This window comes from Novosphingobium sp., from assembly GCF_039595395.1.
Taxonomy (GTDB): Bacteria; Pseudomonadota; Alphaproteobacteria; order Sphingomonadales; family Sphingomonadaceae; genus Novosphingobium.
Genome location: NZ_JBCNLP010000006.1, coordinates 1416362 through 1440877, shown reverse-complemented (window position 1 = coordinate 1440877; position 24516 = coordinate 1416362). Strand labels below are relative to the sequence as shown.

At 65.4% G+C, this 24516-nt stretch carries 13 protein-coding genes and 2 pseudogenes; 4 read left to right on the top strand and 11 right to left on the bottom strand.

What is annotated here, in order from left to right; all coding sequences use genetic code 11:
* Positions 1-40 precede the first annotated feature (40 nt).
* Positions 41-2614, top strand: coding sequence for a glycoside hydrolase family 3 C-terminal domain-containing protein (locus tag ABDW49_RS25950; RefSeq protein ID WP_343616531.1), 2574 nt, complete (start codon positions 41-43; stop codon positions 2612-2614).
* A gap of 87 nt (positions 2615-2701) precedes the next feature.
* Here the strand turns inward: ABDW49_RS25950 and ABDW49_RS25945 are convergent, their stop codons facing one another.
* Entirely contained in the window at positions 2702-3001 is a 300-nt protein-coding gene (locus ABDW49_RS25945) for a hypothetical protein (protein WP_343616530.1), read from the bottom strand.
* A gap of 301 nt (positions 3002-3302) precedes the next feature.
* Positions 3303-5759 carry a TIM-barrel domain-containing protein gene (locus ABDW49_RS25940; RefSeq protein WP_343616529.1) on the bottom strand — a complete coding sequence of 819 codons (2457 nt, stop codon included), beginning with the start codon at positions 5757-5759 and terminating at the stop codon, positions 3303-3305.
* A 103-nt stretch (positions 5760-5862) separates the two neighbouring features.
* On the opposite strand from ABDW49_RS25940, the gene ABDW49_RS25935 reads away from it, so the two are divergent.
* Positions 5863-9303, top strand: a complete 3441-nt coding sequence (locus ABDW49_RS25935; protein ID WP_343616528.1) for a LamG-like jellyroll fold domain-containing protein — start codon at positions 5863-5865, stop codon at positions 9301-9303.
* A 131-nt stretch (positions 9304-9434) separates the two neighbouring features.
* Here ABDW49_RS25935 and ABDW49_RS25930 read toward each other — a convergent pair.
* The 4 genes and pseudogenes from ABDW49_RS25930 to ABDW49_RS25915 form a co-directional block, all read right to left on the bottom strand.
* Positions 9435-10517 (bottom strand): annotated as a pseudogene (locus tag ABDW49_RS25930) (gluconate:H+ symporter); the annotation flags it as partial.
* A gap of 256 nt (positions 10518-10773) precedes the next feature.
* Positions 10774-11169 carry a RidA family protein gene (locus ABDW49_RS25925; protein ID WP_343616526.1) on the bottom strand — a complete coding sequence of 132 codons (396 nt, stop codon included), beginning with the start codon at positions 11167-11169 and terminating at the stop codon, positions 10774-10776.
* Complete coding sequence (locus tag ABDW49_RS25920) at positions 11166-12131, bottom strand: amidohydrolase family protein (RefSeq protein ID WP_343616524.1); 966 nt, start codon at positions 12129-12131, stop codon at positions 11166-11168. Before ABDW49_RS25920 ends, ABDW49_RS25925 begins: the two co-directional genes overlap by 4 nt.
* Entirely contained in the window at positions 12032-12628 is a 597-nt protein-coding gene (locus ABDW49_RS25915; protein ID WP_343616522.1) for an amidohydrolase family protein, read from the bottom strand. Before ABDW49_RS25915 ends, ABDW49_RS25920 begins: the two co-directional genes overlap by 100 nt.
* An 89-nt stretch (positions 12629-12717) precedes the next feature.
* On the opposite strand from ABDW49_RS25915, the gene ABDW49_RS25910 reads away from it, so the two are divergent.
* Complete coding sequence (locus tag ABDW49_RS25910; protein WP_343616520.1) at positions 12718-13953, top strand: amino acid deaminase; 1236 nt, start codon at positions 12718-12720, stop codon at positions 13951-13953.
* A 43-nt stretch (positions 13954-13996) separates the two neighbouring features.
* On the opposite strand, the pseudogene ABDW49_RS25905 reads toward ABDW49_RS25910, so the two are convergent.
* Both ABDW49_RS25905 and ABDW49_RS25900 read right to left on the bottom strand, forming a co-directional pair.
* Positions 13997-16313, bottom strand: a pseudogene (locus ABDW49_RS25905) (GH92 family glycosyl hydrolase).
* Positions 16310-17761: a glycoside hydrolase family 125 protein gene (locus ABDW49_RS25900; protein WP_343617402.1), complete on the bottom strand. Its 1452-nt coding sequence runs from the start codon at positions 17759-17761 to the stop codon at positions 16310-16312. Before ABDW49_RS25900 ends, ABDW49_RS25905 begins: the two are co-directional and overlap by 4 nt.
* Before the next feature lie 242 nt (positions 17762-18003).
* On the opposite strand from ABDW49_RS25900, the gene ABDW49_RS25895 reads away from it, so the two are divergent.
* Positions 18004-19209, top strand: a complete 1206-nt coding sequence (locus tag ABDW49_RS25895) for an ROK family transcriptional regulator (RefSeq protein WP_343616518.1) — start codon at positions 18004-18006, stop codon at positions 19207-19209.
* A 100-nt stretch (positions 19210-19309) separates the two neighbouring features.
* Here the strand turns inward: ABDW49_RS25895 and ABDW49_RS25890 are convergent, their stop codons facing one another.
* The 3 genes from ABDW49_RS25890 to ABDW49_RS25880 all read right to left on the bottom strand — a co-directional run bounded on the left by ABDW49_RS25890 (position 19310) and on the right by ABDW49_RS25880 (position 24291).
* Positions 19310-20710 (bottom strand): carbohydrate porin, encoded by a 1401-nt coding sequence (locus tag ABDW49_RS25890; protein WP_343616516.1) that lies wholly within the window; start codon positions 20708-20710, stop codon positions 19310-19312.
* A 109-nt stretch (positions 20711-20819) separates the two neighbouring features.
* Positions 20820-23249 (bottom strand): glucose/quinate/shikimate family membrane-bound PQQ-dependent dehydrogenase, encoded by a 2430-nt coding sequence (locus ABDW49_RS25885; protein ID WP_343616514.1) that lies wholly within the window; start codon positions 23247-23249, stop codon positions 20820-20822.
* Between the two features lie 784 nt (positions 23250-24033).
* Positions 24034-24291 (bottom strand): hypothetical protein, encoded by a 258-nt coding sequence (locus ABDW49_RS25880; protein ID WP_343616512.1) that lies wholly within the window; start codon positions 24289-24291, stop codon positions 24034-24036.
* Positions 24292-24516: the final 225 nt, after the last annotated feature.

Below are 24516 nucleotides of genomic sequence, written 5' to 3'. Positions count from 1 at the left end.
GCGGAGCCAGGGCTTTGTTTTGCCAGTCAAGGACAAGCCGATGCTGCCGCTGCTGCTGATGGTCGCCGATGCCCCCGCCGCCTCGAAAGCGATTGACGAGACGATCGCGACGATGACGCTGGAGGAGAAGGCGGCGCAGCTCGGCAATGCCGCCCCGGCGCTGCCCAAGGCCGATCTGCCCGCCTATGATTACTGGAGCGAGGGGCTGCACGGCTTCGCGCGTGACGGCATCGCCACCGTTTTCCCGCAAGCCATGGCGCTGGCGGCGACATGGGATGTGGATCTGCTGCATCGGGTGGGCGATGTGGTCTCGACCGAGGCGCGGGCGCATTATAACGCCAAAGCGCAAAAGGCCGATCGGCGACGTTTTGGCGGGCTGCATATCTGGTCGCCCAATGTGAACATCTTCCGCGATCCGCGCTGGGGGCGCGCGCAGGAGACCTATGGCGAGGATCCCTATCTGACCGGGCGGCTGGGCATCGCCTTTGTGCAGGGCATTCAGGGCCCCGACCCGGCCCATCCCAAGGCCATCGCCACACCCAAGCATTTCGCGGTCCATTCCGGGCCGGAGGCCGGGCGCAACAGCTTCGATGTCGATGTGTCGCCGCGCGATCTGGCCGAAACCTATTCGCCCGCCTTCCGCGCGACGCTGACCGAGGGCGAGGCGCTTTCGACGATGTGCGCCTACAATTCGCTGAACGGTACGCCTGCCTGCGCTTCCTCTTCCTTGCTGAATGACAAGGCGCGGGGCGATTGGGGCTTCAAGGGCATGATCGTGTCGGATTGCGACGCGGTGGGTTATATCGCCACCTTCCATCACTATCGCCTCGACGCGAAGGGCGCGGCGGCGGCGGCGCTGAAGGCGGGCACCGATCTCGATTGCGGGCCGACCTATGACGCGCTGCCCGAGGCCGTGCGGGAAGGGCTGGTGCCGGAAAGCGCGCTGGATCAGTCGCTGCGGCGGGTGTTCGCCTCGCGCGCGGCGCTGGGGATCGGTTTCGGGCAGCACAGCCCGTGGGACAGGATCAAGCCCTCGCAGAACGACACGCCGGCCAACCGCGCGCTGGCGCAGCAGGCCGCCGAAAAGGCGCTGGTGCTGCTGACCAACAGGAACCGTCTGCCGCTGAAAGCTGGAACGCGGATCGCCGTGATCGGCCCGAATGCGGATTCGCTTGATACTCTGGAGGCCAATTACCATGGCACCGCGGCGGCCCCCGTGACGCCGCTGGAAGGCATTCGCACGCGGTTTGGTGCGGCGCAGGTGCGCTATGCACAGGGCAGCGCTCTGGCTGAAGGTGTGCCGGTTGCCGTGCCGGAGACGGCCTTGTCCGCCAATGGCAAACCGGGCCTGCAAGGCGCCTATTTCGCCAACACCGCCATGAGCGGCTCGCCGCTGCTGACGCGGCAGGACCGCAAGATCGATTTCGACTGGGATCGCGCCCCGCCGGTCAAGGGCCTTGGCGAGCAGGGCTATGGCGTGCGCTGGACGGGGCAGATCACGCCCCCCGCCGCTGGTCGCTATACGCTGCGCATCGATGTGCCGCGCTGCTTCGATTGCGAGGGGCATGACCCCTTCACCCTGTGGATCGACGGCAAGCAGGTCATCACTGACGCGGGCAGTGACGATGGCGTGGAAACGGTTCTCGATTTCGCTGATGCCAGGCCGCGCGATATCCGCATCGACTACATCCACAAGAGCGAGGATGGCGGCATCGGTCTGCGCTGGGTCGCGCCGCTTGCTGCGCAGCAGGCAGAAGCCGTGGCTGCAGCAAAGGAGGCTGATGTCGTGGTCGTCTTCACCGGCCTGTCGCCCACGCTGGAGGGCGAGGCGCTGCGGCTGGAGGTGCCGGGTTTTGTCGGCGGCGACCGTACCGCGATCGAACTGCCCGCGCCGCAGAAGGCTCTGCTGGAAGCGCTGGCGGCGACCGGCAAGCCGCTGGTGGTGGTGCAGATGACCGGCGCCGCCATCGCCGATCCGTGGAGCAAGCAGCATGCCGATGCTGTGGTCGCGGCGTGGTATCCGGGCCAGTCGGGTGGCACGGCAATTGCGCGGATGCTGGCGGGCGATGTCAATCCGGGCGGGCGTCTGCCCGTCACCTTCTATGCCGCGACGCGCGATATGCCTGCCTATATCGACTACAGCATGAAGAACCGGACCTATCGTTTCTTCACGGGCAAGCCGCTGTACCCCTTCGGCCATGGGCTGAGCTACACCAGCTTCGCCTATGCGCAGGGCGATGCCACGGAACTGAGCGTCGCGGCGGGGCAGACGCTGACCGTGACAGTGGATGTGGCCAACAGCGGCCAGCGGGCCGGGGACGAGGTGGTGCAGGCCTATCTCGCGCCGACAGTGCCTCAGCCGGAGGGGCGCACGGTGCCGGTATTGCAGCGCCAGCTTGTGGGCTTTTCGCGCATCAGCCTGAAGCCGGGAGAGACGCGCAAGGTGAGCTTCTCCATCGACCCACGCAGCCTCTCGCTGGTGGAGCTGGATGGCACAAGAGCAGTGATGCCGGGGCGCTATCGCCTGTTTCTGGGCGGCGGCCAGCCCGGCGACGGGGCAGGTGTTTGGCGTGATATCACGATCACCGGCGTGCGGACTGTGCTGCCGAAGTAGGTGTGTGAGGCGCGGTCTTCATGACCTGTCATGAGACCGCGCTCGATTTGAGTGACCATTCTCAGCAGGCTGAGGGGCGAACCGGGATCAGAGCGGCTCGGCAAACTCCTGCAGCCAGCTTTGTTCCAGGTTCCTGTGGTATCGATAGAACGACAGGGCAGCGGCTGGAATGATCAGCAATGAGTACCAGCTGGGTGAGAACTTCACTTCACAAAGAACAGCAATGGCGAAGGAAAGACCGATCGTCCGGCTTGCCCGCTGAAGTGGCGGAAGCGATCGAAACGCGAATTTTTCGATGATCCATGCCAAGGCTCCGATGATGGCATAGTAGCCGGCAAAGGCGATAATCCAGAACACGATGCCGTGGTTCATAAAATTTTGCAGCATGATGTCCCTTCTTGTTCAGCGTGTCTGTCGATTGTCGGAGGTGGCCAAATAGGCAGGTATTTCTATAAGTCAATGTGGTGATATGATAATTAATTTCGGAATATAGTAAAAATTCGACAGATCGGCGTGTATTTCCAAATTACGGTTAACAACAGTTTTCTGCCGCCGCTATATCGCGTCCTGCATTCCAGCGCTGGATGGGCTGCACAAGGCAGGCAATAAGGGGATTGCAAAGGACGCCCCAGCTTGTCGCTTGCGATAAGCACCCGCTTGGCCTCCTTTGCCTCAAACCCTTTGAGACTTAACTCTTCGCCACGGTCACTTCTGTAACGCGCGCGGGATCGGCGATCTCAAAGCCGAGCGTTTCGGCAGCCAGGTCCGGCTTGGCTGCCAATGTGCGCGCCGCTTGCGTCACCTTCGCCCCGCCCCGCCAATCATGCACAATGACCGCGACATGCTGCCACCATGGACGGAAGCTGCCCTCCCGCTTGTCGAACAGGATGTGCAGCCCGGCGCCATCGCGCGTGCAGCGGATGGTCTGGCGCAGGAAGGCGCCGCGCGTGAAGGCGGTGGAATGGCCGTCGTCGAGATAGAGGTCGCCGCTGCAATCCTCGCCGGGATAGATATGCAGTTCCAGCGGACCCTTGGGCACCTCCGACAGGCTCTGCACCAGCGGCTGGCGTGGCAGGATGGTGCCCGCGCGCACATAGACGGGCAGACGATCAAGCCGGGGCGTCTCGGTCAGCAGCAGGGCATCGCCGTCGCGCTTGTCGGCGGAGGGGCGGCCGGTGACGGGCTTGCCGCTCCACAGGTCGAACCAGCCGCCCGCCGGCAGGCAGACGTCATAGGCCTGAGGTGATTCCATCCTGGGCGGCGGGGCGACGAGCAGGCTGCGGCCCACGGTAAAGGCCATGCCCTGATCGCAACTGCGCGCGGTGAGCAAAGCAGGGTAATCGTAGAAGGTCGGGCGCATCAGCGGATCGCCGCTGCGGGCGTTGCGGTCGGCCAGAGCGTAGAAATAGGGCATCAGCCGGTAGCGCTCCTCGACGAAGCGGCGGCGGATGGCGAGGTGGTCGGGCCCGTCGACCCATGGTTCGGCGCGGGGTTTGCCCTTGTCGCTGTGGTCGCGGAAGATGGGGGTGAAGGCGCCGATCTCGAACCAGCGGGTTAGCAGATCGGCGCTCGGGCCGCCGGTGAAGCCGCCGATATCGGCCCCCGCCCAGGCAAAGCCCGAGAGGCCCAGATTGATCAACTGATGCACCGACAGCCGCAGATGATCCCAGGTCGAGCTGTTGTCGCCCGTCCATGTCACGGCATAACGCTGGCCGCCCGCATAGGTGGCGCGGGTCATCACGAAGGCGCGCTCGTCGGGGCGCAGGGTGCGCAGGCCTTCGAAGGTGGCGCGGGTGTTCTGCATGCCGAAGACATTGTGGATCTCGGCATGGGTCGCGTCGCGCGGGGTGAAATCGTCGCTGGCGATATGGTGCACCGTGTCCAGAGGCATGGTCTTGGTCGGCGTGTCGAACACGGCGGGTTCGTTCATATCGTTCCAGAAACCGGCGATGCCATCTGCCGCGAAAGATTTGTAGAGCGTGCCCCACCAGTCGCGCGCGCTCTTGTCGGTGAAGTCGGGGAAGACCGCCGGGCCGGGCCAGACCGGGCCGACAAAACTCGATCCGTCGGGATTGCGGACGAAATGCCTGCCTGCCATGCCGCTGTCATAGGGGGCGTAACCTTCATTCGGCGCGGCGGCGATATGCAGGTCGGTGATGGCGACCAGGCTGATGCCGTCACGCTTGAGGTCACCCGCCAGCCCCGCCAGATCGGGGAAGGTTTTGGGGTTGGTGGTGAAGGGCCGGTTGCGGTCCTGAAAATCGATGTCGAGCCACATGGCATCGGTTGGCACCTTGTCGGTGCGCAGGCGGGTGGCGACCTCTCTCACCTCATCGGCGGTCATATAGCCGAAGCGCGATTGCTGATAGCCCAGCGCCCAGCGCGGCGGCAGCGGCGCGCGACCGGTGAGGTCGGTGTAGCGGCGCACCACCTCGGCGGTGCTGGGCCCGGCGATCAGGTAATAGTCGATCGGGCCGTCCGGCGCGCCCAGCGTGATGGCGTCGGCATCGACATGACCAAAATCGAAAGAGGCGCGATAGGTATTGTCTAGCAGCAGGCCATAGCTGCCGCCCGGCCCGCCCGCGCCGATAAAGAAGGGGATCGACTTGTAGATCGGGTCGCGCGCGCTGGAGAAGGGCACGTCGGTGTTCCAGTCGACATAGGTCTGGCCGCGCCGGTCGAGATCGGCGCCGGTCTTGTCGCCCAGCGCGAAGATGTGTTCGCTGGTCGGAAGTTGCTTGCGCAGGGTGAAACCGGTGCCATGGAGGGTGAGGGGATCGGCGGCGTCCTGCGAGATCACCTTGCCGCGGCGATCCTCGATGGTGAGGCGGCCACCGGTCAGGCGCACGCGCAGCGCGGCGGTGGTGAAGCCGTCAGCAGTGGGCTGAACGGTGACGCTGGCCTTGCGAACAGCGGCGGGCACGGCCCAGCTCGCATCCTCGGGAAAGCGGCCATTCGGCGCGATCCGCACGCGGACAATCTGATCGGTCAGGGCGGTTACGCGCATCAAAGCTGTGCCGATGCGAAACTCCGCGCCGTCCTTGCGCATGCTGGACGCTGTGGCAGGATCGGGCGCGGCCATGGCGGGAAAGGCGGGCAGCATGGCCAGTTGAACGGCCAGCACAAGCTTCAGATGGCGATGCATCGCGTCTCTCCCCGATTAAATAAATAAAATTATCTAAAGAAGTCTTGCGGGCCGATGTCAAGCTGCGGCAAGGTGGAGGCAAGAGCGAAAGAGGGGAAGCGGAATGAATGGGGTCAAGGCCTTTGCGGTATGGCTGATCGCCGGTGTGGCGGCAGGGCCGGTGATGGCACAGCAGATCGATTGGCCATCCTCACGCCTTGCTCATCCCAAGCGGGCCGAGATCGGGCCTTACAATGCTGTTTTCCTTCAGGGATCCGATGGGATCTGGCATCCCGCCCAGGGCTATGGCGCGGATGAGCATCTGCCCGAGGCCGGGCAATGGACGCTGCGGGTCTGGGTCAAGCCCTCGGCCTTGCCCAGGGGGCGGGTGATGGTCGCGGCGATCGGCAAGGATAATGATCTGCGTGGCTTCGCACTGGAGGATGGCAGGCCGGTCTTCACCGCTGCTGGCGTGACCATCCGCAGCGCACGCCCCCTTGCGGCGCAGGGCTGGCATCTGCTGGTGGTCACAGGCGATGGAGAGGCGCTGCGCTTTCTTGTCGATGGCGTGCCCGTTGGGACGGCCTCGGCAAAACTTGCGGCGCCGACCGAGCTGGTCACCCTTGGCGCGCGCCTGCCGGGCGCGCCGGGTTTTGCGGGCCATATCGCCGGTTTCGCTTTCACCCCGAGCCTGCCCGGTGCAGACGACCTTGCCCAGACGCCGCCTGATGAAACGCTGACCCGTTTCGAGGATGCCAGCCCCAGTTGGCCGCTTCAGGTCAAGACGAACTACGGTCTGGCCATCCCGCAGCCTGTGTGGGAGCTGCCGAAAAGCAAGGCGCCATTTCCCGGCGCTGTGGCCCGGCCGCTGCCCGATGCTGCACCGCTGGAAGCCAGGGGAGAGGGGCGCTACGCCGTCAACGGCTGGCGCCTGATCGAGGCGCCGCGTTTGCAGGCCGATGGCGCGACGATTTCGCGCGCGGGTTTCGATGCCGGGGCATGGCATGTTGCCACTGTGCCGGGCACGGTGCTGACCACGCTGGTCGATCGCGGTGTCTATCCCGACCCGACCATCGGCCTCAACAATATGGCGATCCCGGAAAGCCTGTCGCGGCAGGATTACTGGTATCGCAGCGAATTTACTCTGCCTGCGCTGCCCGACAAGCGGCTGACGCTGACTTTCGGCGGCGTGAATTATGCCGCTCAGGTCTGGGTGAATGGAGTGGCCGTGGGGGACGTGAAAGGGGCCTTCATTCGGGGCCGCTTCGATGTCACCTCATTGTTGAAGCCGGGGGCAAACAGCATTGCGGTTCTGGTCGCGCCGCCGCCGCATCCCGGCATCGCGCATGAGCAATCGCTGGCGGGTGGACGCGGCGACAATGGCGGCGCTTTGATGAGCGACGGCCCCACCTTCAGCGCCAGCGAGGGCTGGGACTGGATCCCCGGCGTCCGCGACCGCAACACGGGCCTGTGGCAGGGCGTCGAACTGGCAGCGACAGGCGCGGTGACGCTTGGCGATCCTGCTGTCTCGACCCGCCTGCCGCGTGCCGACAATTCCATCGCCGAAGTGTCGATTGAGGTGCCTGTGGTCAACCATGGCGCGGCTCCGGTCACCACCACGGTCCGCGCCGCCTTCGATGATGTTGCTGTCGCGCGGGTGGTGACAGTGCCCGCTGGCGGCACGGCGACCGTCATCTTCGATCCCAAGGACTGTCCGCAACTTGCCGTCGCGCATCCGCGCCTGTGGTGGCCCAATGGTTACGGCGATCCGGCGTTGCACAGCCTGCATCTGACGGCCTCGGTCGATCAGGCTGCCTCCGATACAAAATCGCTCGATTTCGGCATGCGCAGCGTGACCTATGAACTGGCGTCTCTGGATGGCGAGGGAACGCTGCGCCGCGTGCTGGTGGACAGCGATCTGGCGCGTCATCTGGGCACGCCGGTCATCGACGAGCGCCATGCCGCGCTGCGTAAGGTGCGCGGCGGCTGGGCCAATTCGCTGATGCCGGGGGCGGAGAACTCCCCTGCGGTGAAAACGCTGCCCGACGATCCGCTCGGCACGCAACTGGTGCTGCGCGTCAATGGCGTGCGCATCGCCGCGCGCGGCGGCAATTGGGGCATGGACGATATGATGAAGCGCGTCGCTCCCGAGCGGCTCGCGCCCTATTTCCGCCTGCACCGCGAGGCAGGGATGAACATCATCCGCAACTGGATGGGCCAGAGCACCGAAGAGGCCTTCTACGCCCTGGCCGACAAAAACGGCCTGATGGTGCTCAACGATTTCTGGGAATCGACGCAGGACGGCGACGCCGAGGCTCAGGATGTGCCGCTCTTCGTCGCCAATGCGCGCGATGTGGTGCGGCGCTATCGCACCCATCCTTCCATCGTGCTGTGGTTCGGGCGCAATGAGGGTGTCCCTCAGCCCGCCTTGCAGAATGCGCTGCAGGAGATGGTCTGGCAGGAGGATGGCACGCGGCTCTACAAGGGCAATTCGCGGATCATCAATCTGGCCGGTTCCGGGCCCTATGAGTGGCACAAGCCGGAGGATTATTTCACCTCCTATCCGCGCGGCTTTGCTGTCGAGGTCGGCACTTCCAGCTTCCCGACGCTGGAGGCATGGCAGCGCACGGTTCCCGCCGCTGCCGACCGCTGGCCGATCAGCGATGCCTGGGTCTATCACGACTGGCATCAGGAGCGCGGTGTTTCGATGGCCAGCTTCACGCATGCGCTGGAAGGCGAATTCGGCCCGGCCAAGGATCTGAAAGATTTCGAGCGCAAGGCGCAGATGCTGAACTATGAATCGCATCGCGCCATCTTCGAGGGCTTCAACGCGGGCCTCTGGACCCGCAACAGCGCGCGGATGCTGTGGATGACGCATCCGGCGTGGCCCTCGGCGGACTTCCAGATCTATTCCTCGGATTACGACACGCATGCCGCCTTCTACGGCACCAAAAAGGGCGCCGAGCCGGTCCATATCCAGATGAACCAGCCGGGCCATCAGGTGCTGATGGTCAACACCACGCTGGCCCCGGTGAAGGGCGTGCGGATGGTCGCGCGCGTGACCGATCTTACGGGCGCAACCCTGATGACGCGCGAAGCGAAGGTGAATGTCGGCGCCAACGCCACGGTCGAGGCCTTGACCTTGCCGCTTGAAGCCGCGCTGGCCAAGGGGCCGGTGCTGGTGCGGCTGGAGGCCTTCGGCAGCGATGGCAAGAAGCTCTCGGAGAACTTCTATTGGCAGGCGGCCAAGCCTGAAGACCTGCAGGCGTTGAGCGCGATGCCTCAGGCCATCCTCAAGACCAGCGCGCAAGTCGATGCGCCCTCTGCCGGCGAGCAGGTGGAGACCATCACTCTGGCCAACACCGGGCAGACGCCCGCGCTTCAGGCCAAGCTCACCCTGTTCGACGCCAAGGGCGAGCAGATCCTGCCTGCCTATTTCAGCGACAACTATCTCTCGCTGCTGCCGGGCGAAACGCGCCGGGTTACGGTGCGCTATCCCCAGCAGCGCGGCACGGCGACAGTGCGGCTGCGCGGCTGGAACATTCAGGATAGCGAGATCAAATAAGGGGACGTCCGCGCTGGGGCATGATGCGTGACATATCCGTCACGCATCATGCCCCAGATTTTTGTTGTCTCATCGTTGTTGCAAAAAACCGGTTCCCACTTTTTTGCACGATGCTCTGACCGGCGCGGGCCTCACACCACCAGCGAAAGCCCGAAGGTCAGCAGCAGGCCGACCACCGAGATCAGCGTCTCGCACACGGTCCAGCTCCGGATCGTGTCGGCCACGCTCATGCCGAAATACTCTTTCAACAGCCAGAAGCCGCCGTCGTTCACATGGCTGAGCACCACCGATCCCGCGCCGGTCGCCAGCACCAGCAGTTCGGGCCGCACGCCGGGATTGGCCGCGGCCAGAGGCGCGACAATGCCCGCCGCCGTCGCCATGGAAACCGTGGCCGAGCCGGTGGCAACCCGCATCAGCGCGGCGATCAACCATGCCAGCACCAGAATGGGCACATGCGCCCCGGCCACCGCCTGCACGATGGCGCCGGAAATGCCGCTCTCGGTCAAAATCTTGCCGAAGCCCGCGCCGACGCCAACGACCAGCGTGATCATCGCGGTGGGGGCAAGGCAGTCGTTGGTAAAGGCGCGCATCGCCTCAAGCGACATGCCGCGCGCCAGCCCCAAGGTCCAATAGCTGACCAGCACGGCGGCCAGCAGCGCCACAACCGGCGTGCCGACAAAGCGCAAAGCATTGTCCATTGTGGAACCCGGCACGGCCACCGTGGCGGCGATGCTGCCAGCCATCATCAGCACCACCGGCAGCAGCAAGGTTGCCAGCGTGATGCCGAAGCCGGGCGGCGTGGGCTTATCATGAAGCTCGACAGGATCGAGCGCCGCAGGTTGCAGGGGGGAGAGGCGCGGCACCACCCATTTGGCGTAAATCGGCCCGGCAATCGCGGCGGTCGGTACGCCCACGATCAGCGCGTAAAGCACCGTCAGGCCGACATCGGCATGATAGGCCTGCGTGGCCAACATGGCAGCGGGGTGTGGCGGAACCATCGCATGGACCACCGACAACCCCGCCGCCATGGGCAGGCCGACCCTCATCGGATGCGCGCCCAGCCGTCGCGCTACCGTAAAGACGATCGGCACCAGCAGGACAAAACCGACCTCGAAGAACACCGGCAGGCCGACGATCAGCGCGACGGTCATCATCGCCCAATCGGCGCGGCGCGGCCCGAAAAAGCCGATGACCGTATCGGCGATGCGCTCGGCCCCCCCCGGATTCGACCATCATCTTGCCCAGAATTGTGCCCAGCCCGACGACCAGCGCGATATGCCCGAGGGCTCCGCCGACGCCGGCCTCGAAGATTTTCACGATGCCGGTGGGCGGTATTCCGGCGGCCAGCGCCAGCGCGAGCGAGACCAGCACCAGCGCAATAAACGGGCTGAGCCGGACCCGCACGATCAGCAGGATCAGCGAAGCGATCGCGACAATCGCCTCGGCAAAGAGCAGGCCGCCGCTCTGCATTTACGCGGGCTTCTTATAGGCGACGCAATCGACCTCGACCTTGCAGTCGACGACCATCTGCGAAACCACGCAGGCGCGCGCCGGGGGATTGGCGCCGAAATATTCCTTGAAGACGCGGTTGAACGACATGAAATCGCGCGCATCGTCCAGCCACACACCGCAGCGCACGACATGCTCGGGCCCGTATCCGGCCTCTTCCAGAATGGCGAGCACGTTGCGGATCGCCTGATGCGACTGGGCAAGGATGCCGCCGTCGATCACCTCGCCGTTCACCATCGGCACCTGGCCCGAGACATAGAGCCAGCCATCGGCTTCCACCGCGCGGGCGAAGGGCAGGTGCTGGCCGCCCGTGCCGCTGCCGCCTTCGACGCCGTAGCGCTTGAGATCCTGAGTCATTGCGAAATCCTTTCGTGATGAGCCGGAGTGGTCCGGCGAAGCATATGGCCCGCGCGCGCGCCCGTCAGGCCCTGAGCGTCGAGTGTCGGCGTGCCGTTGACCCAGACGCCCAGAATGCCTGCGGCGGGCCGGGCCGGATCGTCATAGGTGGCGGTGTCGGCGATTTTGGCTGGGTCGAAGAGGACGAGATCTCCGGCGTAACCCTCGCGGATATAGCCGCGATCCGGGAGGCCGAAGCGGTCAGCCGGAAGCCCGGTCATCTTGCGGATGGCGACCTCCAGCGGGAACAGGCCACGCTCACGGGCGTAATGGCCCAGAACGCGTGGGAAGCTGCCCCACAGGCGCGGATGCGGGCGCGGATCGCAGGGCAGCCCGTCCGAGCCGACCATCGTCAGGCGATGGGCGAGGATGGCATCGACATCGCTCTCGGTCATGCAGTGATAGACCGCGCCTGCGGGTTGTAACCGCGTGGCCGCTTCGCGCAGGGGGAGGTTCCAGTCGGCGGCGATGTCGGCGAGCATGCGTCCGGCCTGCGCGGGATCGCCTTCCGACCATGTGATCTTGATCGGCGTTTCGGGCACGACCTGTTTCAAATCCAGCGTCGAGGAACTGGCGGTGTAGGGATAGCAATCGCAGCCGACCGGGTGATCTTCGGCGGCCTTTTCCATCATGGCGAGGATTTCGCCGCTGCGGCCATATTGCGGTGCCCCGGCGCATTTGAGATGCGAGACGATGACGGGGGCCTCCGCGTGCCGTCCGATGGCGAAGGCTTCCTCCAGTGCTTGTGTGATCTCGCCTGCTTCGCTGCGCAGATGGGTGCAGTAGAGGGCGCCGGTGTCGCGCAGGGCTTCGCTCAGCGCCATCACCTCCTGCGTGGAGGCGGCATTGGCATTGCCATAGGCCAGCCCCGTTGAGAGTCCGAAAGCCCCGGCGCCAAGCGCCTCGTCCAGATCGTGGCGCATTGCCGCGCATTCGGCCTGCGTGGCCTCACGGTCGAGGCTGTCGAGATGGCGCGCGCGCAGCACCGTGTGGCCGACCAGCGCGACGACATTGGTGGCAGGCTTTGCTGCATCGACCGCCGCAGCATAGGCCGCAAAATCAGCATGGCGGAACTGGGCGCGTCGCCCAGCAGCACCATCGGATCGGGCAGTTCGCTCGCCGTGCTGAAATCGGCATGGGCGCTGATACCGCAATTGCCAACGACCACGGTGGTGACGCCCTGTGTGATCTTGGCGGCCATCTGCGGCGCGGCGATCACGATCAGATCGTCATGGGTATGCGCGTCGATAAAACCGGGCGCGAGGGCGAGGCCGCCTCCGTCGATGGTGTCTGTTGCAGGATGCGGCGCTGGCGGGCGAATGGCATGGATACGGCCATCGCGCAGCGTGACATCGGCGAGGAAGGGCGACGTGCCGGTGCCATCGTAAACGGTGACGCCTGCGATGATTGTCTCTGTCATTGTTATCCTCACCGGGGCACATTCTTGCTGGCCTTGTCACCGCAGAACAGAATAATGTAAACAAATTTCTTTAAGAGGGAGTCTGTGCCGTGAGCGACCATCGTTTTGAACTCGACAAGGGCGTTGGCCGCGCCGGGCAGGCCCCGTGGAACCTGCTGGCAGGCGACGTGCCATTCCCCGCCGCCGTGCTGAGCGAGAGCCGCATCGCCCATAATCTGGGCTGGATGCGCGCCTTTATCGAGACCTATGGCCTGTCTCTGGCGCCGCATGGCAAGACGACGATGGCGCCCCGCCTGTTCCAGCGCCAGATCGAGAGCGGCGCATGGGGCATCACCGTGGCGACCAGCCAGCAGGCGCAGGTTGCCGCCGCGCATGGCATCCGCCGCATCCTGATCGCGAATCAGATGGTGGGGGATGCGAACATAGCCGCGATCCTCGACCTGTTGGCCAATCCGGAGCAGCGGGTGCTGTGCATCGTGGATTCGCGGGAGGGCGTCGCGATGCTGGGTGCGGCGTGTCGGTCGCGGGGCGTTATGCTCGATGTGCTGATCGAACTCGCGCCGGAACCAGATCAGCCCGGCTATCGCACCGGTGTGCGGGATGAGGCTGGACTGGCGGCGGTGCTCGAAGCGCTGGAAGACTGGCAAGGTGCCCTGCGCCTCGCCGGCGTGGAATTCTATGAAGGCGTGCTGCCCGACGAAACCGAAATTCGCCGTTTTGTGCGCCGCGCGGTTGCGGTGACGGAGCGTCTGCTTGGCGAAGGCCGGTTTGATGAGGCGCCGATCCTCTCCGGCGCGGGGTCGGCGTGGTATGATATCGTGGCGGAAGAAACCGCTGAACTGGCGAAGACGGGCAAGGCGCAGATCGTGCTGCGCCCCGGCTGCTATATCAGCCATGACGATGGCCTCTATCGCATCGCGCAGGAGCAGATCCTCAAGCGCAATCCTGTCGCGCCAACATTTGGTGAAGCGCTTCAGCCTGCGCTGCGGATCTGGGCGGTGGTGCAGTCATTGCCCGATCCCGCGCGCGCGGTGGTGGCCATGGGCAAGCGCGATGTGGCTTTCGATGCGGGCATGCCGCGTCCGGCGACCCTCTTCCGCAAGGCGCGCGATGAAAAGCCCGTCGCCGCGCCTGACCACTGGGAAGTGACCGGCATGATGGACCAGCATGCCTATCTTTCCATCGCGCCGGGCGATGACATTGCGGTGGGCGACATCATCGCCTTCGACATTTCACACCCCTGCCTGACCTTCGACAAATGGCGCAAGTTGCTGGTTGTCGACGATGACTATCGCTGCATCGAGGTGATCGACACCTTCTTCTGACAGGCTGGTCGGGAGCCGCTCCTCGGAACGGCTCCCGATCCCATCAGGCCTTGGGCGCTGAAGGCGGGCGATCCGCCTTGGCCGCGCCAAAGCGCGAGGGCTTGTCGCCCATGGTGAACTCCAGCGTGCCACCCTGCGCCAGATCCTTGTGGGCGATCCAGTTCTTCGTCCACGGCTTGCCGTTCCAGCGCACCGACTGCACGTAAACCCGGTCCGGGCCGTTGCTGATGGCTTTCACCGTCAGCATCTTGCCATCGCCAAGCCGCATCTGCGCGCTGTCGAACAGGGGCGAGCCCAGCACATAGATGCCCGTCGTCGGATCGACCGGATAGAAGCCGAGCGAGGAGAGGATGAACCACGCGCTCATCTGCCCGCAATCGTCATTGCCGATCACGCCATCCGGGTCGTCCTTGTACATCTCGGCACAGAGGCGGCGCACCATCGCCTGCGTCTTCCACGGCGCGCCCACGTAAGCATAGAGATAGGCCGCATGCTGGTCGGGCTCATTGCCATGGGCATATTGGCCGACCAGACCTGCGATGTCTGGCGGGGCATTGTCGGGCAGGGTCGAGGGCGCGTTGAAGAAGGAGTCGATCTTCGCCTCATAGGCCGCCTCGCCGCCGAAATGGGCGATCATACCATAGATGTCGTGCTGGTTGAGGAAGGTCGCCTGCCAGCCATTCGCCTCGGTGTAATCGCGCCAATGCGGCTCGGGCATATGGCCAAGCTGGATCGGATCATAGGGCGCCCACCAGCTGCCATCGGCAAAGCGGGGCCGGGCAAAGCCGATCTTGGGGTCGATCACATTGCGCCAGTTGCCGCTGCGCTTGCGCAGGGCGGCGGCATCGTCATGCGCCCCCGCCGCCTCGGCGATGATGGCCATGGCGTGGTCGTCATAGGCATATTCCTGCGTGCGGCTGACCGATTCCCTGACCTTGTCCGCCGGAATATAGCCCATATGCATGTAGGGCTCGCGGCCCCGCGTGGCGGCGGTGTCGGGCAGGGTCAGGTCGAAGGCATGGCGGCGGATGTTGGGCCAGGCGGCGGCGTAATCGGCCTCGATGCCCTTCACCCTGGCCTCGGCCAGCACCACCACGGCATGGGTGCCGTTCATGCAGCCGGTCTCGACACCCTGAAGCGGCCAGGTCGGCGGGCCAAAAGGGGCTCTGCTGGGTCTGGCGGATCAGGTCATGGACGAAGCGCTTGGCCATATCGGGGCGGATCAGCGTCATCAGCGGATGCAGCGCGCGATAGGTGTCCCACAGCGAATAGGCGCTGTAGGCGCGCTCGCCCGCAGGCAGGGTGTGGACCTGCTGGTCGAGGCCCATAAAGCGGCCATCGACATCGCTGAACAGCGTCGGCCCCATCAGCGTGTGATAGAGCGAACTGGCCAGAATGGTGCGCTGCGCCGCCGTGCCGCCCGAAACACGGACCGCATCGAGTTCCTGCGCCCAGACCCGGCGCGCGGCGGTGCAGGCCTGATCGAAGCCCCAGCCCGGCGCCTCGGCCAGAGCGGCACGGGCACCCGCGACATCGACCGCCGAAATGCCGGTCTTGACCAGGATCGGCGCGCTGCCCGCATCGTTGAAGAACAGCGCGACCTTCAGCCGATGACCCGACACGCCCTGCGCGCCCGCCGCAGCCGGAGCATCATTGTCGCCGAAGAACTCCACGCGGTCTGGCTTGCGGGAAAGCTGCAAGGCAAAATGGATGCGCCGCCCCTCGGCCCAGCGGAAGACCTGACGGCTGCCGGTCAGCGTGCCATCGGCATCGATGGCCAGCGAGGCATCCTCGATGCGGATCAGCTCCTCATGCGTCTCCTGCTTGCAATGGGCGAAGTCGATCAGGATGTGCGCGGGGCCGGCGGGGAAGGTGTAGCGGTGCTGGCCGGTGCGCTCGGTGGCGGTGAGTTCGGCGATCACGCCGCTTTCCAGCTTCACGCGGTAATAGCCCGGCTCGGCATGCTCGTCGCTGTAGCGCTGGCGATAGCCTGCGGACGGATCGGCGGTCGTGCCCGCCACCAGTTTCAGCGGTCCGCGCGTGGGGACCACCAGCACGTCGAGCATATCACCGATGCCCGTGCCCGAGAGATGGGTGTGCGAAAAGCCCATGATCGAGCGGTCGGACTGGTGATAGCCCGAACAGGCGTCCCAACCGGCATTGTTGGTGTCGGGCGAAAGCTGGACCATGCCGAAGGGCAGGGTCGCGCCGGGGAAGGTGTGGCCATGCCCGCCGGTGCCGACGAACAGGTCGGGCGCGGTGGCGGCGGGCGCCTGCGCCGAGGCGGCGAAGGGCAGGGCGGAACCGAGGGGGACGAGGGTGGAGCCGATAAGCAGCTCGCGGCGGGTGGCGCGGATCAAGCGTGGTTCTCCTGTGGGAAGGTTTCGGCAAGCAGAGCGGGGCGGCGGCGTTCAAGGTCGAGGATCAGGTCGCCGAACAGCCCGTTGGCCCAGGCGAACCAAGGCCGCGAGAAGGTGTCGGGATCGTCCTTGTTGAAGCTTTCGTGGATGAAGCCGGTGCCCGCATGGGTGGTTTTCAGCCAGCGCAGGCACTGGCGGATCTCATTGTCATTCTCGGTGGTCATGGCGCGCACGATGATCGACATCGGCCAAATCATGCCGAGGCCCTTGTGCGGCCCCCCGATCCCTTCTGCGGCGCTGCCTGAGAAGAAATAAGGGTTGCGCGGGCTCCATGCGAGCGCGCGGGTGCGCAGATAGAGCGGATCGTCACGCCGCGCCGCGCCCAGCAGGGGCAGGGCCGAGAGGCTCGGCACATTGGCATCGTCCATGAAGAGGCTGTTGCCGAAGCCATCGGTTTCGAAGGCCCAGACCTGATTGCCCGTGCCATCGTCCATCCGCCCATGGGCGGTGAGCGCCGCATCGACCTCATCGGCCAGGGCGGTGCAGGCGGCAGCAGCGGCGGCGTCGGAACGGGCCTCGGTATGGATCTGCGCCAGCATGCGCAGCGCCGCGACGGCAAAGAGGTTCGAGGGGATCAGGAAAGGCAGGGTGCAGGCGTCGTCCGAGGGGCGGAACATCGAGTGGATCAGCCCCACCTTGCGGCTCGGCGCGCCCACACCTTTGAGCATCAGCGTCTCGGTGGCATGGCGGTTGACGCGCTCGAAGCGATAGGGACCGTCGCTGTCCTTGCGCTGCTGCTCGCGCATGGTGGCTACGGCGCGGGCCATGGCCTGCGACCAGATATCGTCGAAGGGGGAGGCATCGCGCGTCGCGGTCCAATAGGCATGGGCCAGCCGCATCGGATAGCACAGCGAATCCAGCTCCCACTTCCGCTCGGCCACGCCCGGCTTCATCTCGGTAAGATCGGTGGCGGCGCCGAAATTGGACATGGCGGTGGGGTCCGCCGTGTAGGCATTGGCATAGGGGTCGATCAGGATGCAGCGCGCCTGACGCCGGATCGCACCCTGAAACAGCCGCCGCAGATCGGCATCATGCGGCGTGAGATGTACATAGGTCTGAAGCTGGGCCGAACTGTCGCGCAGCCACATCGCATCCAGATCGCCGGTGATGACGAAACTGTCGGGCTGGCCATCCACGGTGCCGGTGCGCACGGTGGTGTCGAGCGTGTTGGGATAGCAATTCTCGAACAGCCAGCGCAGTTCGGGATCGGCGATTTTCGCGCTGACCCGCAGGATCTCCTTCTCGACCGCGCGCGACACGAAAGAGCGCGCCGCAGGGGCCGGGCGGCGGGAAATCAGCGGCGCTGCGGCCAGCGCTTTGGGCATGCTCGCGAAAGGCGCAAGGGCGCTCGCCGTCAGCATGGCGCGGCGCGAAAGCGACAGGGTCATTGGGCGTGCGCCGAACGGGGGGGGAAGCGTCACGATCTCTCCATCAAGCTGTTTTTATCTCGTGTGGTGCACGCTACGGCGTGGGGATCGACGGATCAAGGGTAATTAAAAAATTTATTTTAATTAAATTTGCGATTGGCAAGTGCAGGTCGCCTTGGCAATGCTGGAACCGTGGGATATGTGATTGAAACAGAGCGAGCCTTAAGCGGGCATTCGGGCCTTATGCGTCGGGGGGCGGGGCAATGAGCACGGATATATCGCGCGGCGCACGCCTTGCCGTTTCGCTCTCGGGCACCAATCTGGCCCGCGCCAGCGATTACAACCAGCGCGTCGTGCTTCAGGCGATCCGCACCAGCGCCGAAACGACCCGCACCGAGCTGTCGCGCACCACGGGGCTGACGGCGCCGACCATCGCCAACATCACCCGCCGCCTGATCGACGAGGGGCTGGTCAAGGAAATCGGGCGCCTGCAGGGGCCGCGCGGTCAGCCCGCGATCCGGCTCAAGATCGATGCGCTGGGCTGCATCGCCATCGGCCTGAACATCGACCGCGATCATCTGACGCTGGTCGCGCTCGATCTGGCGGGCGAGGTGCGCAGCCGCATCACCCGCGATATGGCCTTCGCTCTGCCCGAGGATGTTGTGGGCTTTGTCCGCGACGGGCTGGAGCCGCTGCTGGCGGAAGCCGGCGTGAAGCGCGACCGGGTGATCGGCGTCGGTGTCGCGCTGCCTGACGATCTGGGCGCGATCACGCTGCCGGGCCGGCCGCATGATTATGACCGCTGGGCCGAACTGTCGCTTCCTGAGCTGCTGAGGCCGGTGCTGCCCTGGCCGGTGCTGATCGACAATGACGCCGCCGCCGCCGCGCTGGGCGAGGCGCAGTCGGGCATTGGCCTGACGCTGTCGAGCTTCTTCTACATCTTCATCAGCTCGGGTCTGGGCGGCGGCCTGCTGATCGACCGCCATTATGTCGAGGGCGCCAACCGCCGCAGCGCCGAGCTGGGCCTGCTGCCCGACCCGACCGGCGCGGGCCCCGATGCGGTGGTGCAGGACATCGTCTCGCTCTCCGCGCTGATGCAATATCTCGCGAAGGCGGGGTTGAGCGTGGCCAGCCCCTCGGCCATCGATGAAAGCGATCCGGCCGTGGCGGCGGTCCTCGACCATTGGGTGGAGGATGCCACCCGCGCGCTGACCGCGCCGCTGGTCAACATCAACTGCCTGATCGATCCGCATGCCATCATCATCGGTGGGCGCCTGCCGGAATCGCTGGCCGATGCTCTGGTCGAGCGGCTGACCGCAAGGCTGGCCGATGTGCGGCTGCCCGCGACGGCGCCCATTCTGCGCGCGACCATGGCTGGCGATGCGGCGGCGATCGGCGCGGCGATCCTGCCGTTTCTCGATCAGTTGCTGCCCTCCGATGCCACGCTGATGCAGGTCGGGCGCAGCTAGGCCGAGGCGCTACCCGATAGGATAGGCACCGCTTCGGTTCTTAGCGACCGCAAGCCTGCGGCCGATGGCCAGCCATGTGCCGCAGGATTACGTGGCAATATCAAAATTGCGAACGGATCTGCGTGCCGATGGCCAGCGCATTGCCGGTCTGGCGATAGCTGAACGCGCCCGGATGGATGACATACTGGATGTCGGGCCGGATGTTGAGCCAGGGGCGCGCCTGAAAGCCATAGCTCGCCTCGATCACCGCCTCGCCGAAGAACAGCCGGTCGCTGCCGTCCGGCGTGCTGGCCAGAGCGGCGGCATGGAGCGCGCGCAGATGCGGGTTGATCGTCGCCTCCACGAAACCGATGGCGATGGTGTCGGCATCGCGACCCGGAAAGGTGCCGGTCTTCAGCAGGCCGAAGGCGGACCAGCGGGTGATGGGCGCGGAATTGGCGGGCTGGGCGGTAAACTCTCCCAGCAGTGACAGGCCGCGCTTGCCGGTGCCCTCCCGCAGGATCATCTGGTCGAACAGCAGATAGACGCCGTAGCGGCCCTTTACCGTCCCGGTCTCGCCCTGCCGCGCGACGCGGGAGGTGTCGTAATAGGCGCCCAGCTTGTAATGGCCCGGCAGCACCTTGCTGCCCGCATGAGTGCCCGGATCATATTCGACCTCGAGCGGGATCAGCGCGCCGATCGTCCCGGCGGCAAAGGGCTTGAAGGCGTTCTGCTCGTCGTTCAGGGCCGGATTGACCTGATAGATTCCGGTGCGCAGGATCACGTCGCGGCGCAGCTTGTAGCGCACGGCGGCGCCCCAGCGGGCGTTGGGGTAATTGTACCAGCCACTGTCGCCCGAGAGCGTCAGCGCATGGGCGCAGAAGGCGGCGTTGACGAAGTTGCAGCCCGGCCCCAGCCCGCCCAGATCATTGCCCATCGCAAAGAAGCCGACACGCAGGTTGAGCCTGCCGCCATCGAAATTCTGCTCGACCGTGGCCTCGGAGAGGCGGGTGTAGAGGCCGCCGTAATTCTCCTGAATGGGCAGGCGGTTGCCGACGAAATCGGATGAGATGCCCGCCCCGCGCCGGTCGTTGAGGGTGACATGGATGATCGCCCCCTTCCAGCCGACCAGCCGGTCCATATCGGCATCGACACCGGCACGGATCTGCTGGGCATAGGCGGTACCGCGCCGCTCGCCGCCATCGACCGCGGCGAAGCTTTCCGAGACATAATCGGCGCGCAGGGTGAAACCGGCCTGCTTGATGCGGTTGCGCAGGCCGCCCCAATCACCGGTCATTTCCGCGCGCAGCGGTGCCGGGCGGGCCGGGGGCGCTGCCGTGACATAGGGCGCCAGCGAGGTGTCCTGATCGGAGGATTGCGCGGCCAGGATCACCGACTCGTCCTGCGTGGCGCTCGCCGGGCTGGCGGCATGCGTCGCATCCTGCGCCATGGCCGCGCCGCAGGGCAGCGTGAGAAAGAGGGAGGAGGCCAGCGCTCGCCGGGCATGGTTGGTCAGGGACATGGGTTCGCTCTTGGTCCGATGCCTGCGGTGCAGGCCCGGTCTGTGTTAAAAATTCAGACGCTGCCGGGGCCGGGGCGTGATCAGCCCCGGCAGCGGATCATCATTGCGGTCAGGGCAGGGCGTAGGCGATCACATAGTCGCCGCGATCGGGCGACTGGCGCGCGCCGCCTGCCGTGATGACCACATATTGCTTGCCGGTTTTGGGTGAGCGGTAGCTCATCGGCCCGCCCTGACTGCCCACGGGCAGGCGGCCCTTCCAGATCTCGCGCCCGGTGTGGGAATCGAAGGCGCGCAGATAGAAATCCTGCGTCCCCGCGATGAACACCAGCCCGCCCTGTGTCGCCAGCGTGCCGCCCAGCGTGGGCAGGCCGATGGGGATCGGCAGGCCCATGCGGATGCCTTTGGGACCGGTGTCCTGCACCGTGCCCACCGGCACCTGCCACTTGATCTTGCGGGTCTTGAGATCCACCGCCGTCAGCGTGCCGAAGGGCGGGGTCTGGCAGGGAATGCCGAAGACCGAGAGGAAGCGGTCCTTGGTCACCGAATAGGGCGTGCCCTTCATCGGCACGCTGCCCATGCCGGTGTTGGTGGCCTCGCCGGCGGCACCGGCCTTGCCCTGCTGCTCCTTGGTCTGGGGGACCATCTTTTCCCACAGGCCCAGGCGCATGTCGTTGATGAAGATCGTCCCGCTGGTGGGATCGGTGGAGAGACCGCCCCAGTTCATGCCGCCCAGCGAGCCGGGGAAGCTGAGCGCCGTATCGGTGCCCGGCGCGGTGTAGAGCCCCTGATAGCGCATGCTTTTGAAGGCGACGCGGCACAGCAACTGGTCGAAGGGGGTGGCGCCCCACATGCTCGCCTCGGTCAGCGGGCCGACTCCGATCTGCGGCATGCCCACCGACAGCGGCTGGGTGAGCGAATAGGGTTCACCCGGAATGTTGGCGGGATGGACCTTGATCTCTTCCACCTTGGTCAGCGGCTTGCCGGTGACGCGGTCGAGAACATAGATCTGCCCGGCCTTGGTGCCGAAGACCAGCGCGGGGATGGTCTTGCCATTCCCCATCGGGAAATCGACGAAGCTGGGCTGCATCGGCAGGTCGAAGTCCCACAGATCGTTGTGGACGGTCTGGAAGTGCCACTTCTCGCGGCCCGTGGTGGCGTCGAGCGCCAGCATCGAGGCGCCATAGGTGTGGTCGAGCTTGGTGCGCGGCACGCCATAGATATCGACCGAGGAGCTGCCCATCGGCATGAAGACGGTGTTCGACGCCGCATCATAGGACATGGCCGACCACACATTGGGCGTCGAGCGGGTGTAGCTCTTGCCCGGCGCGGGCGCGCCATGGTCCTGCGGATTGCCGGGGTCGAAGGCCCAGCGCATCTTGCCGGTGATGACATCGAAGCCACGGATCACGCCGCCGGGCATATCGACCTGCACATTGTCGGCCACGCGCCCGCCGACCACGACCGTCGTCCCCGCCAGCGTCGGCGCGGCGGTGAGCTGATACTGCGGATCGGGCGTGGCACCCATGCCCGCCTTCAGATCGACGCGGCCCTGATTGCCGAAATCACGGCAGAAGGCGCCGGTGTCGGCATCGAGCGCGACGAGCTGCGCGGTGATGGTGTTCATCAGGATGCGGCGCTGGCAGGGCGCATTGGCGGGAACCGAGGCGGGCAGCACCGGCACCGATCCGGGCACCTTGGGCTGCTGGATCGGCGCGTGTGAATCGAAATAGGCCAAACCACGGCAGCGCATCCACACCGAGGTATGAGCATCGATCACCGTCTTCCATTTCTGGCGGCCGGTGTCGGCATCGAGCGCGATGACATTGTTGTGCGGGGTGCAGATGAAGACGCTGTCACCCACCTGCAGCGGGGTGTCCTGATCCTCGGCGCCATTGCCGTCGCTCGGGTCCATGTCGCCGGTGTGATAGGTCCAGGCGACCTGCAGGTTCTTCACATTGTCGCGGGTGATCTGGTTGAGCGCGACGAAGCGGCTACCGCCGCTGGTGTTGCCATAGGCCTCCCAGTTCTTCTGCTGGGCGGCGGGGTCGAGCGGGGGCAGGGGCGAGTCCTCGCCGGTAAAGGCGACGGTCGGGTGCGGCACGAACATGCCCGCGAAACCGGCGGCGGAGGCCAGGCCAACCACGCCAGCGACGATCAGCGCCGGGCGCCATGCGGGCGCGCGGCCCGCGCTGGCGCGCAGCAGTGGCGTGGAGAGGGCGACGATGGTGGCGCCCACGCCCATGGCGAGCAGGCGCGAGATCAGCGGCCAGAAGGCAAAGCCGACCTCCCACAGGGCCCAGAGCACGGTTGCCGCGAAAGTCGCGCCGAACAGCAGGGCGCCGAGCGGGCGGCGGCGGGCGATCAGCGCGCCCGATGCGATCAGCGCAAGGCCTGCGAGCACGAAATAGGGACTGCCGCCGAGCAACAGGAGCTTGCCGCCTGCGACGAGGAAAAAGAGACCGGCAAGAAAAATGACCGCTCCGAGCAGGAGCAGCCAGAGCCTTGCGGCCAGATGATCGTGATTCTTCGCGCTGGACACGCGGCACCTCCTGGGGCTGGAAGGCAAGTGGGCAGGATGGAATTTCTGAACGTGTTTCGTGGCTTACAGCCGGTGCTCTGCCGTTTGGGGGCAGCAGAACCGGCGGGAAACCGCGATTTTATTACAAACTAACTATATCGTACATATTGGCGGCGCAATAGGGAGGCGGGGCCGTGATGTCCATGCTTCTTTCGTCATGCCGGGGCAGGAGGATAGGGGGCTATGGCCGCTGACGGGCGGTCTTCTGGTGCCGGAACGTTTTGATGCGCAGAGAAAAAATCCGGGCCATGACGAACAGTCGCTGACATGCGCCGGCTTTGTGTCGGGCAGTCTGGGACGAAGGTCTTATGCGGTGTCGTCTGATCGCGGGCGGCACGCCTGAGGCGATCGACGAGCCAGCCGATTCGGCCGTGATCGGTCAATCGCAACGAGCAGCCGGGCTTGTCGGGGCAAGCCAGACTCAATGCCGGTTGCCCTTTGCATATCATGAAAAGGCGCGCTGGGGGAAGGTAAACCCGCCTGTCTGCACGGGTTTGCGGTGCTGTTCAGCGTATGGGTGCGCCGAAAGCCTAGGTGGCCGTGTCCGCCGTGTGCCTGATCCGCATCGCCCGCAGGCGCGGCCATCACGCGCGCTGGCTATGGTGCCGCTGTCCGAGGCGCAGAGCTATGCTGCGCCCGGCAAGGTCGTCGCCAGGTCTTGCCGCGCTTGCGGGCGGAGGTTGGCGCTCTATTCCGTGAGGGGAGGCGGAGATCAGCAGGGCTGACCTCCGCCAGATCCCGCGTGTCAGACCTGACCGGCCTGCCAGTCGGCATATTGGCGCGTGCCGGCCAGAGCCTCGATTTCCGCGGCATAGAGCTGCGAGACGCCATCGGCGGCAATGGCATAACGCCAACGCTCGCCCGGTTCCGCCTCCATCACCTTGCCGACCAGGCGGCCAAGCGAGCCCCGGTCGACCGCTCCGGCATGATGCAAGGCTTGCTGAGCAATCTGGCTTTCGGACGCCAGAAGCCTGGCGGGTGCGCTGAAACTGATGTCTGTCATGATGAGCATCCCCTCGTTTTTCGCAAGATCAAGGTGCGTGATGCGAGGGGCAAGCGCAAGATGAAAAACTCTACTGTATCGATAGAAATGCACCGCACGGCTCATTTCCCTGATCGGGCTACCGCCGCCACGGTTGAAATAAGGGAAAATACTGCACCCGCCGTTTGCCAGACATCATTACCAAAATTTTACGATTGGCGTCACTCATCCAGGGCGCGCACTCGA